This is a genomic window from Pseudomonas sp. IB20, assembly GCF_009707325.1.
Lineage (GTDB): Bacteria > Pseudomonadota > Gammaproteobacteria > Pseudomonadales > Pseudomonadaceae > Aquipseudomonas.
This window is the reverse complement of record NZ_CP046103.1, coordinates 73517-89522: the sequence shown is the minus strand read 5'-3', so window position 1 is coordinate 89522 and position 16006 is coordinate 73517. Positions and strand designations below refer to the sequence as shown.

The 16006-nt window shown below is 59.8% G+C and carries 16 protein-coding genes; 10 read left to right on the top strand and 6 right to left on the bottom strand.

The genetic code is table 11. The features are described 5' to 3' along the window. Nucleotides 1-8: 8 nt before the first annotated feature. From dsbA to GJU48_RS00420, 3 genes are all read right to left on the bottom strand, one after another. Nucleotides 9-644 (bottom strand): thiol:disulfide interchange protein DsbA, encoded by a 636-nt coding sequence (dsbA, locus tag GJU48_RS00430; RefSeq protein WP_094949667.1) that lies wholly within the window; start codon nt 642-644, stop codon nt 9-11. A 170-nt stretch (nt 645-814) separates the two neighbouring features. Beyond that, nucleotides 815-1441 carry a c-type cytochrome gene (locus GJU48_RS00425; RefSeq protein WP_094949668.1) on the bottom strand — a complete coding sequence of 209 codons (627 nt, stop codon included), beginning with the start codon at nt 1439-1441 and terminating at the stop codon, nt 815-817. Between the two features lie 33 nt (nt 1442-1474). After that, nucleotides 1475-1777, bottom strand: a complete 303-nt coding sequence (locus GJU48_RS00420; RefSeq protein ID WP_094949669.1) for a c-type cytochrome — start codon at nt 1775-1777, stop codon at nt 1475-1477. 192 nt (nt 1778-1969) lie between these two features. Between GJU48_RS00420 and yihA the strand changes: the two genes are divergently transcribed. After that, entirely contained in the window at nt 1970-2611 is a 642-nt protein-coding gene (gene yihA / locus GJU48_RS00415; protein ID WP_025854318.1) for a ribosome biogenesis GTP-binding protein YihA/YsxC, read from the top strand. A 269-nt stretch (nt 2612-2880) separates the two neighbouring features. Here yihA and polA read toward each other — a convergent pair whose 3' ends face one another. Continuing rightward, a complete protein-coding gene (gene polA / locus GJU48_RS00410; RefSeq protein WP_094949670.1) occupies nt 2881-5670 on the bottom strand; it encodes a DNA polymerase I in 2790 nt (929 codons plus the stop codon). Nucleotides 5671-5744: 74 nt separating this feature from the next. Between polA and GJU48_RS00405 the strand changes: the two genes are divergently transcribed. Both GJU48_RS00405 and GJU48_RS00400 read left to right on the top strand, forming a co-directional pair. After that, the gene (locus GJU48_RS00405) at nt 5745-6035 is read left to right on the top strand and encodes a DUF2782 domain-containing protein (protein WP_094949671.1); all 291 of its coding nucleotides are present in this window, start codon (nt 5745-5747) and stop codon (nt 6033-6035) included. Between the two features lie 56 nt (nt 6036-6091). Beyond that, entirely contained in the window at nt 6092-7045 is a 954-nt protein-coding gene (locus tag GJU48_RS00400; RefSeq protein WP_094949672.1) for a homoserine kinase, read from the top strand. 111 nt (nt 7046-7156) lie between these two features. Here the strand turns inward: GJU48_RS00400 and GJU48_RS00395 are convergent, their stop codons facing one another. Then, on the bottom strand, nt 7157-8086 hold the full coding sequence (locus GJU48_RS00395) for a zinc ABC transporter substrate-binding protein ZnuA (protein ID WP_094949673.1): 930 nt from the start codon (nt 8084-8086) through the stop codon (nt 7157-7159). Nucleotides 8087-8144: 58 nt separating this feature from the next. Here GJU48_RS00395 and zur point away from each other — a divergent pair, with 58 nt between their 5' ends. From zur to GJU48_RS00375, 4 genes are read left to right on the top strand one after another with little or no spacing between them, the layout of a single operon-like run. Further along, entirely contained in the window at nt 8145-8627 is a 483-nt protein-coding gene (gene zur / locus GJU48_RS00390) for a zinc uptake transcriptional repressor Zur (protein ID WP_094949674.1), read from the top strand. Beyond that, a complete protein-coding gene (gene znuC, locus GJU48_RS00385) occupies nt 8627-9412 on the top strand; it encodes a zinc ABC transporter ATP-binding protein ZnuC (RefSeq protein WP_094949675.1) in 786 nt (261 codons plus the stop codon). The genes zur and znuC overlap by 1 nt, the downstream gene beginning before the upstream one ends. Beyond that, nucleotides 9405-10193 (top strand): zinc ABC transporter permease subunit ZnuB, encoded by a 789-nt coding sequence (gene znuB, locus GJU48_RS00380; RefSeq protein ID WP_094949676.1) that lies wholly within the window; start codon nt 9405-9407, stop codon nt 10191-10193. Before znuC ends, znuB begins: the two co-directional genes overlap by 8 nt. Before the next feature lie 37 nt (nt 10194-10230). Further along, nucleotides 10231-10950: a PA5502 family lipoprotein gene (locus GJU48_RS00375; RefSeq protein ID WP_094949677.1), complete on the top strand. Its 720-nt coding sequence runs from the start codon at nt 10231-10233 to the stop codon at nt 10948-10950. 99 nt (nt 10951-11049) lie between these two features. Here the strand turns inward: GJU48_RS00375 and katE are convergent, their stop codons facing one another. Beyond that, on the bottom strand, nt 11050-13191 hold the full coding sequence (gene katE / locus GJU48_RS00370; protein WP_094949678.1) for a catalase HPII: 2142 nt from the start codon (nt 13189-13191) through the stop codon (nt 11050-11052). A 265-nt stretch (nt 13192-13456) separates the two neighbouring features. Here katE and GJU48_RS00365 point away from each other — a divergent pair, with 265 nt between their 5' ends. From GJU48_RS00365 to GJU48_RS00355, 3 genes are read left to right on the top strand one after another with little or no spacing between them, the layout of a single operon-like run. Continuing rightward, nucleotides 13457-14464, top strand: coding sequence for a methionine ABC transporter ATP-binding protein (locus GJU48_RS00365; protein ID WP_094949679.1), 1008 nt, complete (start codon nt 13457-13459; stop codon nt 14462-14464). After that, entirely contained in the window at nt 14464-15138 is a 675-nt protein-coding gene (locus GJU48_RS00360) for a methionine ABC transporter permease (protein ID WP_094949680.1), read from the top strand. Before GJU48_RS00365 ends, GJU48_RS00360 begins: the two co-directional genes overlap by 1 nt. 51 nt (nt 15139-15189) lie before the next feature. Continuing rightward, on the top strand, nt 15190-15963 hold the full coding sequence (locus GJU48_RS00355; protein ID WP_094949681.1) for a MetQ/NlpA family ABC transporter substrate-binding protein: 774 nt from the start codon (nt 15190-15192) through the stop codon (nt 15961-15963). Nucleotides 15964-16006 lie beyond the last annotated feature (43 nt).

Here is a 16006-nt window from a genome sequence, read left to right as displayed (position 1 = left end):
TAGGCCCCTTACTTGGCTGCGCGCTCTTTGGCGATCAGTTGGTCGGCAACGTTGAGGGTTTGCTCAGGACCACCGGTAGTGCCCAGGTCGAAACGGTATTTGCCGTTAACGACCATGCTCGGTACGCCTTGCACGCCGTATTTCTGCGCGAGTTCCTTGGCCTGCTTGATCTGACCTTGGATGGCGAAGGAGTTGAAGGTAGCCAGGAACTTATCCTTGTCGACGCCTTGAGTGGCGACGAAATCAGCCATTTCTTCAGGCTTGGTCAGGCGCTTACCTTGCTTCTGGATAGCTTCGAACACGGCGTTGTGGACTTTGTGCTCCACACCCATGGCTTCCAGGGTCAGGAACAGCTGACCATGGGCATCCCATGGGCCGCCGAACATGGCCGGGATGCGACGGAAATTAACGTCAGACGGGAGTTTTTCGGCCCATGGATTGATGGTCGGCTCAAAGGCGTAGCAATGCGGGCAGCCATACCAGAACAGCTCCACCACTTCGATCTTGCCTGGCTCCGAAACCGGGACCGGGTTGGCCAATTCAACGTAGGTTTTACCGGCTTCAAGCGGCACGTCGGCAGCTTGTGCGGTCATGCCGAAGAGGCTGACAGTGACGAGAGCGGCGCTGAGGATCAGATTACGCATGCTTTACTCCTGGACAAATAAAGTCGCCTCACGCGACCTTTAGTTGTGACAGGTCTACGCGGGCATGAGTTCGTTAGTGTACCGGCACCGGCCACAAAAAAGGGCGGCCTAAGCCACCCTTTTTATGCTTGCATCGATGGATTAATCGAGCGTTAACGTCGCCGGACTCATCAGTGCAGGCCCTGGATATAGCTGGACAGTGCTTCAATATCTTTATCCGACAGCTTTGCCGCAATGTCAGTCATCATTTTGTTGCTGGCATCGCCATCGATGTAGCGAACCTTCTCGCGGAATTCCTTCAATTGCTTGGCGGTGTATTGGGCGTGCTGACCACTCAGGTGAGGGAAGCCAGCCTCTGCCAGGCCACTGCCGCCTGCGATGTGGCAAGCCTTACAGGCGGGCATGCCGCCGATGGGCTGGTCTTCAGCGAGCTTGCCACCCTGAAACAACGCCTGGCCTTTGTCGACCAGCTTCGGATCGGCAGCTCCCACACTGCCCTTCTGGCTGGCAAAATACGCCGCGATGTCCGCCAGGTCCTGATCGCTGAGGTTAGTCAGCAGGCCGGTCATTTCCAACACCGTGCGCTTGCCATCCTTGATGTCGTGCATCTGCTTGGTCAGGTAACGCTCACCCTGGCCGGCCAGTTTGGGGAAGTTCGGCGCCGGGCTATTGCCATCCGGTCCATGGCAAGCACCACAAACGGCGGCTTTCGCCTGGCCCGCTGTAGCGTCGCCTGCAGCATGGGCAACACCGGTGATGCCCAAGGTCAACAGCAGACTCACGATCAGTTTGTTCATCAGCTAATCCAACTACGGCTAAGGGTTTAAGAGTTATCTACCGGGTTTACTCACCATCAACTCAATGATGGCCTGGTAATCCTCAGTACTGCAGTCCATGCACAAACCACGCGGCGGCATTGCCTTGAAACCCTGGGTCACGTGTTGCACCAGCGTGTCCATACCTTGCGCCAGTCTGGGCGCCCAAGCTACCTGGTCACCCCGTTTAGGGGCATTGGGCAGTTGGCCGGCATGGCAAGCCACGCAAACTCGGTTGTACACCGCCTCCGGATCCTGTGTAGCCTGAGCGCCGTAAAGCGGAATCAGGACACCAAAAGCGAGCAACCATCGGGTCATACATCGACCTTTTCAGGGTTTGAGAGCGTTTTGCGTTCTAATGCGCAATGAAGGTCTTTCGCTCCCGTGAACTTCATCCTTCGCTGGGACAAAGCACACACAAAATCTGCGGCATTATATACTGGCGCTACTGAAACGGAAACGACACCGCTTGCCGCACCCTTTTTCGGCACCGCCCACATCGGAAATCTCATGCAACTCAAGAACCCCATCCTCGGCCTGTGCCAACAGTCCACGTTCATGCTCAGCGCCGCCAAAGTGGACCAATGCCCCGATGACGAAGGCTTTGAAGTCGCCTTTGCTGGCCGTTCCAACGCCGGCAAATCCAGCGCGTTGAACACCCTGACCCACGCCAGCCTGGCGCGTACCTCGAAAACCCCGGGCCGCACGCAACTTCTCAATTTCTTCAAGCTAGACGATGATCGGCGTCTGGTCGACCTGCCGGGCTACGGTTATGCAAAAGTACCCATCCCGTTGAAGCTGCACTGGCAGCGTCACCTGGAGGCTTATCTGGGTGGTCGCGAGAGTTTGAAGGGTCTGATTCTGATGATGGACATCCGTCATCCAATGACCGACTTCGACCTGTTGATGCTCGATTGGGCCGTCGCCAGCGGCATGCCGATGCATATCCTGCTGACCAAGGCCGACAAGCTGACCTACGGCGCGGCCAAGAACACGCTGCTCAAAGTGCAGTCCGAAATCCGTAAGGGTTGGGGTGATGCGATCACCATCCAGCTATTCTCAGCGCCTAAGCGCATGGGCCTGGAAGAAGCCTACACCGTGCTGGCCGGTTGGATGGAATTAGCCGACAAAGGCGCGGAAATCGCGGAATAACTTTTCTGCAGGCAAAAAAAACCCCGGACTTCGTATGGGGAGGGGAAGTTCGGGGTCCAAGTTCCGGACCGCTAGGGCGGGGTCCAGATATCTGCCAACACTTAACACAACATAGGAGCATTGAAGGGCTTCACCACCCATTCAGTAACTCTGAGTAGCAGTTCACGGGTTAAGTTCCGGCAGGTCCAAAAAACTATTGGAAATAACTGGCGCCCGTTTCTGATCTAAAGCGCTCTGCCACCACGCCCGGTGACGGCAGAGCCGCGAAATCAATGCGCCTCGTCCCAGTTATCGCCAACGCCCACGTCTATTACCAAAGGCACATCCAGCTTGGCCGCCGCGCTCATGTGCTCGCGGATCTTCTCGCTGACCTCTGCAACCAGATCCTCACGCACCTCCAGCACCAGTTCATCGTGCACTTGCAGGATGACCTTGGCATCCAGGCCCGACTCAGTCAGCCAATTATCCACCAACACCATGGCTTTCTTGATGATGTCCGCTGCGGTGCCCTGCATCGGCGCGTTGATCGCCGTGCGCTCGGCCGCCGCTCGCTCCTGAGGCTTGTTGGAATTGATATCCGGCAAGTACAGCCGGCGCCCGAAGAAGGTTTCGACATAGCCTTGATCGGCCGCCTGGGCGCGCGTGCGTTCCATGTACTCGCGAACGCCGGGGTAGCGCGCGAAGTACACATCGATGTAGGCCTTGGCGGTCTTGGTATCGACGCCAATGTCCTTACCCAGCTTCTGCGCGCCCATGCCGTAAATCAGGCCAAAGTTGATCGCCTTGGCACTGCGACGCTGGTTGGAACTGACTTCAGCCAATTCAACCTTGAACACCTCGGCCGCCGTAGCGGTGTGCACGTCCAAATCGTTACGGAACGCATTCATCAAGCCCTCGTCCTTGGACAAGTGCGCCATGATCCGCAGCTCGATCTGCGAATAGTCCGCCGCCAGCAGCTTGTAGCCTTTTGGCGCGACAAACGCCTGGCGAATCCGCCGCCCTTCAGCGGTACGTACCGGGATGTTCTGCAGGTTCGGATCGCTGGACGACAAGCGCCCGGTCGCGGCCACAGCCTGATGATAAGACGTGTGAATGCGCCCGGTACGCGGGTTAATCTGCTCCGGCAGGCGGTCGGTGTAAGTGCTTTTCAGCTTGCTCATGCTGCGGTACTGCATCAGTACCTTGGGCAGCAGGAAGTCGTCTTCGGCCAACTTGGCCAGCACTTCCTCAGCCGTGGACGCCTGGCCCTTGCCGGTCTTCTTCAGTACCGGCAAGCCAAGTTTTTCATAGAGAATCGCCCCGAGCTGCTTGGGCGAACCCAGGTTGAACTCTTCACCAGCGATCTCGAACGCCTGGCGCTCCAGCTCAACCATCTTGTTACCGAGTTCGATGCTCTGGATACCCAGCAGCTCCTTATCCACCAGCGCACCCTGGCGCTCGATACGCGCCAGCACGGGCACCAGCGGTATTTCGATGTCCGTCAGCACACTGGCCAGGCTCGGTATGGCCGCCAGCTGTGCATGCAAGGCCTGATGCAGGCGCAGGGTCACGTCGGCATCTTCGGCGGCATACGGGCCAGCCTGCTCAAGCGCGATCTGGTCGAACGTCAGCTGCTTGGCGCCTTTGCCGGCGATGTCCTGGAAGCTGACGGTGTCGTAGTCCAGGTACTTCTTGGCCAGGCTGTCCATGTCATGCCGGGTCGCGGTGGAGTTCAACACGTAGGATTCAAGCATGGTGTCGAAGGCAATGCCGCGCACGGTGATGCCTTGCGCAGGGTCGCCACCGATGGCGCAGTTGGCCAGGATGTTCATGTCGAACTTGGCGTGCTGCCCGACCTTGAGCTTGGTCGAGTCTTCCAGCAGCGGCTTCAACGCCAACAGAACCGTGTCGCGATCCAACTGCTCCGGCGCGCCGATGTAGGAATGGGTCAGCGGGATGTAGGCTGCTTCATGCGGCTGCACGGCAAAGGAAACGCCTACCAACTGCGCCTGCTGGGCGTCGATCCCGGTGGTTTCGGTGTCGAAAGCAAACAGTTTTGCGGCATTCAGCTTTTTTAGCCAAGTGTCGAACGTGGCCTGGTCAAGGATGGTGGTGTAAGACGCTTCCACCGGCGCAGCCGCCTCAATCACTTCTTCAGCAGCCGGAGCAGCCTCAGTCGACGCCTTGAGCTCAACACGCTTGGCATCGCGCTGAATCTCGTCAATCCAGCTCTTGAACTCAAGCAGCGTATACAGCTCCAGCAACTTTTCGCGGTCCGGCTCGATCAGGTGCAGATCGTCCAGCCCCACATCCAGCGGCACGTCGATCTTGATCGTCGCCAGCTGATAGGACAGGAATGCCATCGCCTTATGCTCTTCGAGCTTGGCCGGCAGATTCTTGGCCCCGCGGATCGGCAGGGTCGGTACGATATCCAGCTGCTCATAAAGCTCTTTGAGGCCGCCGTTTACGCCCACCAGAAGGCCGGAAGCAGTCTTCGGCCCAATGCCCGGAACGCCTGGGATGTTGTCCGACGAATCGCCCATCAGCGCCAGGTAATCGATGATCTGCTCCGGAGCGACACCGAATTTCTCCTTCACGCCCTCAATGTCCATCGCGCTACCGGTCATGGTGTTGACCAAGGTAATGTGCCCGTCGACCAACTGCGCCATGTCTTTGTCACCGGTAGAAATCACCACCGGGCGGTCCGCCGCCGCACTGCTGCGGGCCAAAGTACCGATTACGTCATCGGCCTCCACGCCTTCGACGCACAGCAACGGGAAGCCAAGCGCGATCACACTTTGGTGCAGCGGCTCGATTTGCAGGCGCATGTCATCGGGCATACTCGGGCGGTTGGCCTTGTATTCGGCGTACATGTCATCGCGAAAGGTCCCACCCTTGGCGTCGAATACGACGGCGAACGGGCTGCCCGGATACTGCTTGCGCAGGCTTTTGAGCATGTTCAACACGCCCTTGACCGCACCGGTCGGCAGGCCTTTGGAGGTGGTCAGCGGTGGCAGCGCGTGAAAGGCGCGGTACAGATAAGAAGAACCGTCCACCAGGACGAGGGGGGCTTGGCTCATGAGCAGGATCAACCTTTTCGGCGGGTCAGGCGCTAGAATAGCCGGACCAATGACGACAAAGGGACAAGGTTATCATGCGTACAGTAAATCGCCTGTTGTTGACCGGTTTGATTGCGTTCTTGCCGCTGGCCGCCACGGCAGCTGACACCGCGCCCTCAGGAGACCCGGAAGTCACGATCCGCACCGAGGGTGACAGAACCATCCAGGAGTACCGCCAAAACGGTTTCCTGTACGCGATCAAGGTCACCGTGAAGGGCGCGCCACCGTATTTCCTGGTGCGCGCGGACGGAACCGATGCGAATTTCATTCGCTCTGACCAGCCGGATATGCTGATCCCGTCATGGAAGATTTTCGAATGGAAATGATTTCTTAACTTAAATTGGCGCCGCACACCACGGCGCCCGTACTGGCAGTTTTAACCATGTCTGTGTTCACCCCGCTGGCTCGGCCCGAGCTGGAAACCTTTCTCGCCCCTTACGGGCTCGGCCGCCTGCTTGATTTCCAGGGGATTGCCGCCGGTAGCGAAAACACCAATTTCTTTATCAGCCTGGAACAGGGCGAGTTCGTCCTGACCCTGGTTGAACGCGGCCCGGTCGCAGAAATGCCATTCTTCATCGAACTGCTCGACGTACTTCATGACGCCGACCTGCCGGTGCCTTACGCGCTGCGCACCACCGACGGTGTGGCGCTTCGCGAGCTGAAGGGCAAACCGGCGTTGCTGCAACCGCGCCTGGCCGGCAAGCACATCAAGGACGCCAACGCCCAGCATTGCGCCCAGGTTGGCGACCTGCTCGGCCATCTGCACCTGGCCACTCAAGGCGAAAAGGTGCTGGAGCGCAAGACCGATCGCGGGCTGGATTGGATGCTCACTGAGGGTGCGCAGCTTATTTCGCACCTGAACGACGCGCAGCAGCGCCTGCTACAAGATGCGCTGACCGAGATCGAAACCCACAAGGCCGAGATCCTCGCCCTGCCACGCGCCAACGTTCACGCCGACCTGTTCCGTGACAACGCGATGTTCGAAGGCACGCATCTGACAGGGTTGATCGACTTCTACAACGCCTGCTCAGGCCCAATGCTGTATGACGTGGCGATTGCCTTGAATGACTGGTGCTCGGATGCGGACGGGGTGATCGATGGGCAACGCGCCCGTGCGCTGCTGGGCGCCTACGCGGGTCTGCGCCCGTTTACAGCCAAGGAGGCCGAGTTGTGGCCGACCCTGTTGCGCGTGGCATGCGTGCGGTTCTGGCTGTCACGCCTGATCGCCGCGGAGTCGTTTGCCGGGCAGGATGTGTTGATTCATGACCCTGCGGAGTTTGAGCATCGGCTGGCGCAGCGTCAGCAGGTAACCATCCACCTGCCGTTCGCGCTCTAAAAGGCCTACTCGGTCAAAAAATGTGGGCGCTGGCTTGCCTACGATAGCGGTGTCGACTGACACGCCGCCATCGCGGGCAAGCCAGCTTCCACATTGGTTATGCGGCAATGGTTAGAGCGAGTCCAGGCACCCAGCCAGATCATTCCCCAACTTCTCTAGCACCTGCTCATAACCCTGAGCCGTCGCTGGCGTGTAACCACCCAACGCATCCAACTCCGCCAACTTCACCGGCAAACCAGCCACCAGTGTCTCAGCCAAACGCGGGCGCAACGGCGGCTCGCTGAACACACAGGTCTTACCGACTTCCTGCAACCGCGTACGCATCGCCGCTACATGCTGGGCGCCTGGCTGCACTTCGGCGGCAACGCTGAACACGCCGGTATGCTTGAGCCCGTAAGCGTCCTCGAAGTAATCGAAGGCTTCGTGGAACACGAAGTAAGGCTTGTTGCCCACGCTCGCCAAACGCGCTTTCAAGCGCGCGTCCAACGCATCCAGACGCTCATCGAACGCCTTCACATTGCGCTGATACCGCGCAGCATTGGCCGGGTCGGCAGTGCTGAGGTCAGCCGCCATGCGTGCAGCAATCACACGCGCGTTAACCGTCGACAGCCACAAGTGCGCATCCAGGCTGCCTGGGCGGTGATCGTGGTCGTGTTCGTCGGCATCGTCGGCATGCGAGTGGCTATCTTCACCGAAACGACGCAGTTTCATTCCCGCAAGGTCCTGTACCGCCACGGTGGGCAGACTACGCCCCTTGAGCACGCGCGGCAGGAAGCTCTCCATGTCCGGGCCGATCCAATACAACAGGTCCACCGACTGCACGCGCCGTACGTCGGATGGGCGCAAGGCATAGTTATGCGGTGACGCGCCGGGCGGCAGCAAAACTTCTGGAACGGCCACGCCGTCCTGCACCGCCGCGGCGATCAACTGCAACGGCTTGATACTGGTCAGCACCTTGACCTCGGCTTGCGCCGCCCCGGCGACGAACAAACTGGTGACAAATACGACAAAAACAGGAAAAAGTCGGGACACGATGACCACTCAATGACGTAGGAACGGGTAACATAATAACGTCTCTATCAAATGTCTGTCGCCGCTCATGCCTAAAACACCGCTTGCCAGCCGTCCCCACGACCACTCTCACTGCGTGCACACCGCGCTGTCGGAGGCCGATACCCTGTGCGCACAAAAGGGCCTTCGCCTGACCGCGTTGCGTCGTCGGGTGCTGGAACTGGTGTGGCAAAGCCACAAGCCGCTGGGCGCCTATGACATTCTGGGCGTGCTCAGCGAGCAGGACGGCCGCCGCGCCGCGCCGCCAACGGTGTACCGCGCGCTGGATTTCCTGCTGGAAAACGGCCTAGTGCACCGCATTGCCTCGCTCAACGCCTTCGTCGGCTGCAACCACCCGGAACACGCGCACCAAGGCCAGTTCCTGATTTGCCGCGAGTGCCACGCCGCCATTGAGCTTGAACAAAAAAGCATCAGCGACGCCATTATCAAGAGCTCGGCCGAGGTCGGCTTCAGGGTCGAAGGGCAAACGGTCGAAGTGGTCGGGCTCTGCTCGGGTTGCCAGGGGGCTTGATGAGCAACGCGTTAATCCGCCTGGAACAGGTTGGGGTCACGTTCGCCGGGCAAAACGTGCTGGATAACATCGCGCTCAGCGTGGAGCCCGGGCAGATCGTCACCCTGATCGGCCCCAACGGCGCCGGCAAGACCACCCTGGTGCGTGCCGTGCTCGGCCTGCTCAAGCCTGACACCGGCAGCGTGTGGCGCAAGCCGAAGCTGCGCGTGGGCTACATGCCGCAAAAACTGCACGTCGACCCGACATTGCCGCTGTCCGTGCTGCGTTTTTTGCGCCTGGTACCCGGTGTAGACCGCGCCCGCGCGCAGGGTGCGCTCAAGGAAGTCGGTGCCGAACAGGTGATCGACAGCCCGGTGCAAAGCATCTCCGGCGGCGAAATGCAGCGCGTGCTGCTGGCCCGCGCCTTATTGCGCGAGCCCGAGTTGCTGGTGCTTGATGAGCCCGTGCAAGGCGTCGACGTCGCCGGCCAGGCCGAGCTGTACAGCCTGATCACCCGCCTGCGCGACCGCCATGGCTGCGGCGTGCTGATGGTCTCCCACGACCTGCACTTAGTGATGAGCACCACCGACCAAGTGGTGTGCCTCAACCGTCACGTATGCTGCTCCGGCCACCCGGAGCAGGTCAGTAGCGACCCGGCGTTTGTCGAACTGTTCGGCAAAAACGCCCAGAGCCTGGCGATTTACCACCACCATCACGACCACGCTCATGATTTGCATGGCGCTGTAGTCGACGATCCCGCCACACCCCATACCCACGTCCATGGAGATAGCTGCAAGCATGGCTGATTTTCTGCTCTACGCCCTGCTGGCAGGCTTGGCTTTGGCACTGGTGGCGGGCCCATTGGGCTCGTTCGTGGTCTGGCGGCGCATGGCTTACTTCGGCGACACGTTGTCGCACGCCGCGCTGTTGGGCGTGGCCATGGGCTTTTTGCTGGATGTGAGCCCCACCATCGCAGTCACCGTCGGCTGCCTGCTGCTGGCGGTACTGCTGGTGACCCTGCAACAGCGCCAGCCGCTGGCCTCCGACACGCTGCTGGGCATCCTGGCGCCGAGCACCCTGTCCCTGGGCCTGGTGGTACTGAGCTTCATGCATGAGGTGCGCATCGACCTGATGGCTTACCTGTTCGGTGACTTGCTGGCGATCAGCCCCACCGACCTGGCCTGGATCCTCGGCGGCAGCGCCGCGGTGCTGCTCTTGCTGGTGGCCCTGTGGCGCCCATTGCTGGCGATCACCGTGCATGAAGAGCTGGCCACGGTGGAAGGTTTGCCCGTGCCGGCCCTGCGCATGACCCTGATGTTATTGATCGCGGTGGTGATTGCTGTCGCGATGAAGATTGTCGGCGTATTGTTGATTACTTCGCTGCTGATCATTCCCGCAGCCGCCGCCCAGCGCCACGCCCGGTCACCGGAGCAAATGGCGATCGGCGCCAGCCTGTTGGGCATGCTAGCAGTGTGCGGGGGCCTGGCGCTGTCGTGGTTCAAGGACACGCCAGCCGGTCCGTCGATTGTCGTCACGGCGGCCGCCCTCTTTCTGCTGAGTTTTGTCCTGCCCCGTCGAGGGGTGTAGACTTGCTCGCTTTTTGCGCAAATAGAGAGTCGCAGGAATGAAGCTGTTCAACGCCCGTTATCTGCTCCTTGCCGCATTTTCCCTGCTGCTGGGCGCCTGTCAAAGCACACCGCCCGCTGCCCCCGAGGTACTGGACGCACGCGCTGCGGCCATCGCGCAGCTGGAGCAAAACCTGGCCAGCAGTGAGCTAGCCACTGCCGAGGATGAGCTGGCCGCTTTGCAGACCCAGTCGCCCAACGATCCGGCTCTGGAAGCTTACCAGCGCCAATTGGCCGAAGCCTACCTGCAGCGCAGCCAGATCGTGCTGCAAAAAGGTGACGTCAACGCCGCCGCCACTGCCCTGAGCCGTGCCCGCGCACTGATGCCCAAGGCCCCGGCGCTGACCGGCGGCGTAAACAGCGCCATCAGCCACGCCCGCAAAGCCGAGTTGGATAAAGCCGAAGCCGCCTTAAAAGCTGCCGAAGCCAAACCACAAGCCAAGGTCATCGACCCGGCCGCTGAAAGCACCACGGTTGCGCTGAACCTCACCGATATCGAAGAACTTCGCCATCAATTGGATGCGATCGCCACCGATGTGGTGAATTACCAATGCGACGTGACCATCCAGGCGCCGCGCACCCAGGATTACCCATGGCTGGCCACGTTGCTGAGCAAACGGGTGAAGCGAATTGATTCGGGATATGACCTGAAAATTCACCGGCAGGTTGTGAAACACATCCCGGCGCAGATTGTGCTGACGCCGCGCAAGGCGGAATAAAGCATCGCGGGCAAGCCCGCTCCCACATTTGAACTGTGAATACATCCAAGTGTGGGAGCGGGCTTGCCCGCGATAGCGGTCTAACGGTCAACCAATAACTTAAGCCGGAATCGCCTTAGCCTTAGGCTCACGATCCCAAACCCGATGCTGTGCAATCGCGGCGAAAAACGCCTTAAATGCTTTGGCATCCGACCCAACGATCAACCCCGCATCCACTTCCAGCTTCAGCAGATCCAACAACGGTTTGGCATCACTGGCAACCGTAATCGCCTTCAAATGCTTGTACGCCTCCAACAGGAAGTGCAACGCCACGCCATCGCCACTCAATGCCTGCACCGACTTGGCGCCACCCGGTACAAACACCGCGTCAAACGCAATCGACGGCATGCCTTCCATTGACGCATCCACCTTCAGGCTCTTGCCATCGGCGGTGGTCACCGGTGCCGACGTCGGCCCCAGCAGTTTGGCGTGTGCGCCCTCAGCCTCCAGCGCCTTCTTCAGCGCGGCAATCGCTGCACCCTCTACACCGTTAGCCGCCAGGATCGCGACTTTGCGCGTCTTGATATCGCCCGAGAGCAGGTTCACCTGGCTCAATGCCGGCGACTCTTTCAGCGAGGACTTACGCGGCGCCACAGTGCCTTTGGTCGGCGCCGGTAAGCCGAGATTCTGCGCAACGCGCTTGGCCAGTTCCAGGTCGATATTGGCCAAAATCTCATTGACCTGACGGGCACGGATAAACTCGCGCTCCACCTTGCCCAACTCGAAGCTGTAGGCCGCAATGATGTGCTCTTTCTCGTGGTGGCTCATGCTGTGGAAAAACAACGTGGCTTGCGAGAAGTGGTCGCCAAACGACTCACTGCGCTCACGCACCTTGTTGGCGTCGACGCGCTCGTAATAGGTCTCGAAACCGCCATCCTGCGCAGCCGGTGGGGTTTCTTTCGGCCAGCCGCCATCAATCGAGTTCGGCTCATAGGCCGCACGGCCTTTGTCGATCACGGTGCGATGCTGGGCGTCGCGCTGGCCGTTATGGAACGGCGTCACCGGCCGGTTAATCGGCAGCTCATGAAAGTTCGGGCCACCGAGACGGCTGATCTGTGTGTCCGTGTAGGAAAACAGACGGCCTTGCAGCAGCGGGTCGTTAGTGAAGTCGATACCCGGCACGATGTGGCCTGGGCAGAAGGCGACCTGTTCGACTTCGGCGAAGAAGTTGTCCGGGTTACGGTTCAGCACCATCTTGCCCAGCGGCGTAATCGGCACCAGCTCTTCGGGGATGATCTTGGTCGGGTCGAGCAGGTCGAAGTCGAACTTGTGTTCGTCCTCTTCCGCAACGATTTGTACGCCCAACTCCCACTCAGGGTAGTCGCCGCCCTCAATCGCTTCCCACAAGTCGCGACGGTGGTGATCGGTGTCTTTACCGGCAAGCTTTTGCGCTTCGTCCCACACCAGCGAGCAGGTGCCGACTTTGGGATGCCAGTGGAACTTCACGAAGCTCGACTTTCCTTCGGTATTGATCAAGCGGAACGTGTGAATACCAAAGCCCTGCATGGTGCGCAGGCTTTTGGGGATGGCACGGTCGGACATGGCCCACAGCACCATGTGCGCCGATTCCGGCTGCAGCGAGACAAAATCCCAGAACGTGTCATGGGCCGAGCCGCCGGTAGGAATCTCGTTGTGGGGCTCAGGTTTTACTGCGTGCACGAAGTCGGGAAACTTGATCGCGTCCTGAATGAAAAACACCGGCATGTTGTTGCCCACCAGGTCGAAGTTGCCTTCGTCGGTGAAGAACTTCACGGCAAAGCCGCGCACGTCACGCACCGTATCGCCCGAACCACGCGGGCCCTGTACGGTGGAGAAGCGCACGAACACCGGGGTTTTATGCTCAGGGTTACGCAGGAAACCGGCCTTGCTCAGCGCCGAATGGTTCTCATAGGTCTGGAAGTAACCATGGGCGCCCGTACCGCGGGCATGCACGATGCGCTCCGGGATGCGCTCGTGGTCAAAGTGCGTGATCTTTTCACGCATGATGAAGTCTTCCAGCAGCGACGGGCCACGGGCGCCAACTTTGAGGGTGTTCTGGTTATCGGAAATCTTTACGCCTTGGTTGGTGCGCAGCGCCTGGCCGGTCGCGTCGGAACGGAATTCCTCCAAGGCCTGCAGCTTGGCGTTGGTGTTGCCACGGTCCAGGGTGTCGGTGCCCGCAAGCTCACTCTTCGGCGGGGTAGCTGGCTTCTTGGTACTCATCAGTCAAAACTCCTTATTCAAAGTGGCCAGAGCGGTCCCCGGCTCGTTTGAGCAAACACCCAGGCACGGCACCTGGGAAATTGAGTTGCTTAAGTAGTGACTGACACGGTTTTGCACCGTTCCTTTTTTATGACCTTTGATCGCGTTATTGCCAAATCGCTGGTTGAATGCGAAATAAATGCTAAGAAACACTATACGGACAGGCTAAAATGCGCGCCCGGCTAACAGCTGATCCCTTTTCCATGCGCCCCACAAGGTTCGCTACGTGATCGAGTTTCATAACGTCCATAAAACCTACCGCGTCGCCGGTAAGGAAATCCCCGCCCTGCACCCCACCAGCCTGCGCGTCGAAAACGGCCAGGTGTTCGGCCTCATTGGCCACTCCGGTGCGGGTAAAAGCACCCTGCTGCGCCTGATCAACCGCCTGGAGCAACCCAGCGGTGGGCAGATCCACGTTGACGGTGAAGAAGTCACCGCGCTGGACGCCAACGGCCTGCGCCGCTTCCGCCAGCAAGTCGGGATGATCTTCCAGCACTTCAACCTGCTCGCCTCCAAGACCGTTGCCGACAACGTGGCGCTGCCGCTGACCCTGGCCGGTGAGCTGTCGCGCAAAGAAATCGACCTGCGCGTGGCTGAGTTGCTCGCCCGCGTCGGCCTGTCGGACCACGCCAAGAAGTACCCGGCGCAGTTGTCCGGTGGCCAGAAACAACGCGTCGGCATCGCCCGCGCCCTGGCGACCAAGCCAAAAATCTTGCTGTGCGACGAAGCCACCAGCGCCCTCGACCCGCAGACCACCGCCTCGGTGCTGAAACTGCTGGCCGAGATCAACCGCGAGCTGAAGCTGACCATCGTGCTGATCACCCATGAAATGGACGTGATCCGTCGCGTGTGCGATCAGGTGGCCGTGATGGATGACGGCGTGATCGTCGAGCAAGGCTCGGTGACCGATGTGTTCCTGCACCCCAAGCACCCGACCACCAAGCGCTTTGTGCAAGAAGCCGAGCAGGTCGACGAAGGCGAGCAGCATGACGTGTTCGCCCATGTGCCGGGGCGCATCGTACGCCTGACGTTCCAGGGCGAATCGACTTACGCGCCGCTGCTGGGCACCGTCGCCCGCGAAACGGGGGTGGACTACAGCATCCTTGCCGGTCGCATCGACCACATCAAAGACACCCCCTACGGGCAACTGACCCTGGCCATCACCGGTGGTGACATGGAAGCGGCGTTCGCCCGCTTCACTGCGGCCGATGTGCACATGGAGGTCCTGCGTTAATGGACGTGTTACTGCATTACTTCGACAAAGTTGACTGGGCTGATATCTGGGTTGCCACGGGCGACACCATGCTGATGCTCAGCACTTCGCTGTTTTTCACCGTACTGGTGGGCCTGCCGCTGGGCATTCTGCTGTTCCTGTTCAGCCCACGTCAGTTGCTCGAGCAGAAAGCCACTTATGGCGTGCTGGCCTTCATCGTCAACGCTATACGCTCTCTGCCGTTTATCATTCTGCTGATTGTGATGATCCCTACTACGATCTTTATCACGGGCACTTCGCTTGGCGTGGCCGGCGCGATTCCCCCGTTGGTGGTAGGCGCTTCGACGTTCTTCGCGCGGCTGGTCGAAACCGCCTTGCGCGAGGTGGATCGCGGCATCATCGAAGCGACCCAGGCCATGGGCGCCACCACGCGGCAGATCATCGTCAAGGCACTGCTGCCCGAGGCAAAGCCCGGCATCATTGCTGCAATCACCGTCACCGCAATTGCCCTGGTGGGCTACACCGCCATGGCGGGCGTAGTGGGTGCCGGTGGGTTGGGTGACCTGGCAATCCGTTATGGCTACCAGCGTTTCCAGGACGATGTCATGGTCGTCACCGTCGTCATGTTGATTGTGCTGGTACAAATTCTGCAAACCATCGGCGACAAGCTGGTGACACACTATTCTCGAAAATAACGGCCATTGCCCGGCCCCCGCCGGCACATGCCCGAACAAGGAGCTTGTTGGATGAAAAAACTACTGGTTGCTTTCGCCGCCGTTGCCGCGTTTTCCGCCCACGCTGCCGAGACTATTACAGTCGCCGCATCGCCTGTGCCTCACGCGCAAATCCTCGAATTCGTGAAACCTGCACTCGCTAAAGAAGGCGTGGATTTGCAGGTCAAAGTTTTCACCGACTACGTGCAGCCAAACGTCCAGGTGGCTGAAAAGCGCCTGGACGCTAACTTCTTCCAGCACCAGCCGTACCTGAATGAGTTCAACAAAACCAAAGGCACTCACCTGGTGAGCGTCGCCGCTGTGCATCTGGAGCCACTGGGCGCCTACTCCAGCAAGTACAAAAAGCTGGAAGACCTGCCTGACGGCGCTAACGTCGTGATCCCGAACGACGCCACCAACGGCGGCCGCGCATTGCTGCTGCTGGCCAAGCACAACCTGATCACCCTGAAGGACCCGACAGACATCCTGTCGACCATCAAGGACATCTCCGGTAACCCGAAAAAGCTGAAATTCCGCGAACTGGAAGCCGCCACCCTGCCGCGCGTGCTGACCCAGGTCGACCTGGCGCTGATCAACACCAACTACGCGCTGGAAGCCAAACTAGACCCGTCCAAGGACGCCCTGGTGATCGAAGGCAACGACTCGCCTTACGTCAACATCCTGGTGACCCGCGACGACAACAAAGACTCGGACGCCGTGAAGAAGCTGGTAGCAGCCCTGCACTCGCCGGAAGTCAAAGCGTTCATTCTTGAGAAGTACAAAGGCGCGATTCTGCCGGCGTTCTGATCTGACCCGATCTCCAAAACACTGAAGATCAAAAATGTGGGAG

What these genes read in the sequence shown, in the direction of transcription:
- dsbA (WP_094949667.1), bottom strand. Translation starts at nt 644, where the DNA reads ATGCGTAATCTGATCCTCAGCGCCGCTCTCGTCACTGTCAGCCTCTTC.
- GJU48_RS00425 (WP_094949668.1), bottom strand. Translation starts at nt 1,441, where the DNA reads ATGAACAAACTGATCGTGAGTCTGCTGTTGACCTTGGGCATCACCGGT.
- GJU48_RS00420 (WP_094949669.1), bottom strand. Translation starts at nt 1,777, where the DNA reads ATGACCCGATGGTTGCTCGCTTTTGGTGTCCTGATTCCGCTTTACGGC.
- yihA (WP_025854318.1), top strand. Translation starts at nt 1,970, where the DNA reads ATGCAACTCAAGAACCCCATCCTCGGCCTGTGCCAACAGTCCACGTTC.
- polA (WP_094949670.1), bottom strand. Translation starts at nt 5,670, where the DNA reads ATGAGCCAAGCCCCCCTCGTCCTGGTGGACGGTTCTTCTTATCTGTAC.
- GJU48_RS00405 (WP_094949671.1), top strand. Translation starts at nt 5,745, where the DNA reads ATGCGTACAGTAAATCGCCTGTTGTTGACCGGTTTGATTGCGTTCTTG.
- GJU48_RS00400 (WP_094949672.1), top strand. Translation starts at nt 6,092, where the DNA reads ATGTCTGTGTTCACCCCGCTGGCTCGGCCCGAGCTGGAAACCTTTCTC.
- zur (WP_094949674.1), top strand. Translation starts at nt 8,145, where the DNA reads ATGCCTAAAACACCGCTTGCCAGCCGTCCCCACGACCACTCTCACTGC.
- znuC (WP_094949675.1), top strand. Translation starts at nt 8,627, where the DNA reads ATGAGCAACGCGTTAATCCGCCTGGAACAGGTTGGGGTCACGTTCGCC.
- znuB (WP_094949676.1), top strand. Translation starts at nt 9,405, where the DNA reads ATGGCTGATTTTCTGCTCTACGCCCTGCTGGCAGGCTTGGCTTTGGCA.
- GJU48_RS00375 (WP_094949677.1), top strand. Translation starts at nt 10,231, where the DNA reads ATGAAGCTGTTCAACGCCCGTTATCTGCTCCTTGCCGCATTTTCCCTG.
- katE (WP_094949678.1), bottom strand. Translation starts at nt 13,191, where the DNA reads ATGAGTACCAAGAAGCCAGCTACCCCGCCGAAGAGTGAGCTTGCGGGC.
- GJU48_RS00360 (WP_094949680.1), top strand. Translation starts at nt 14,464, where the DNA reads ATGGACGTGTTACTGCATTACTTCGACAAAGTTGACTGGGCTGATATC.
- GJU48_RS00355 (WP_094949681.1), top strand. Translation starts at nt 15,190, where the DNA reads ATGAAAAAACTACTGGTTGCTTTCGCCGCCGTTGCCGCGTTTTCCGCC.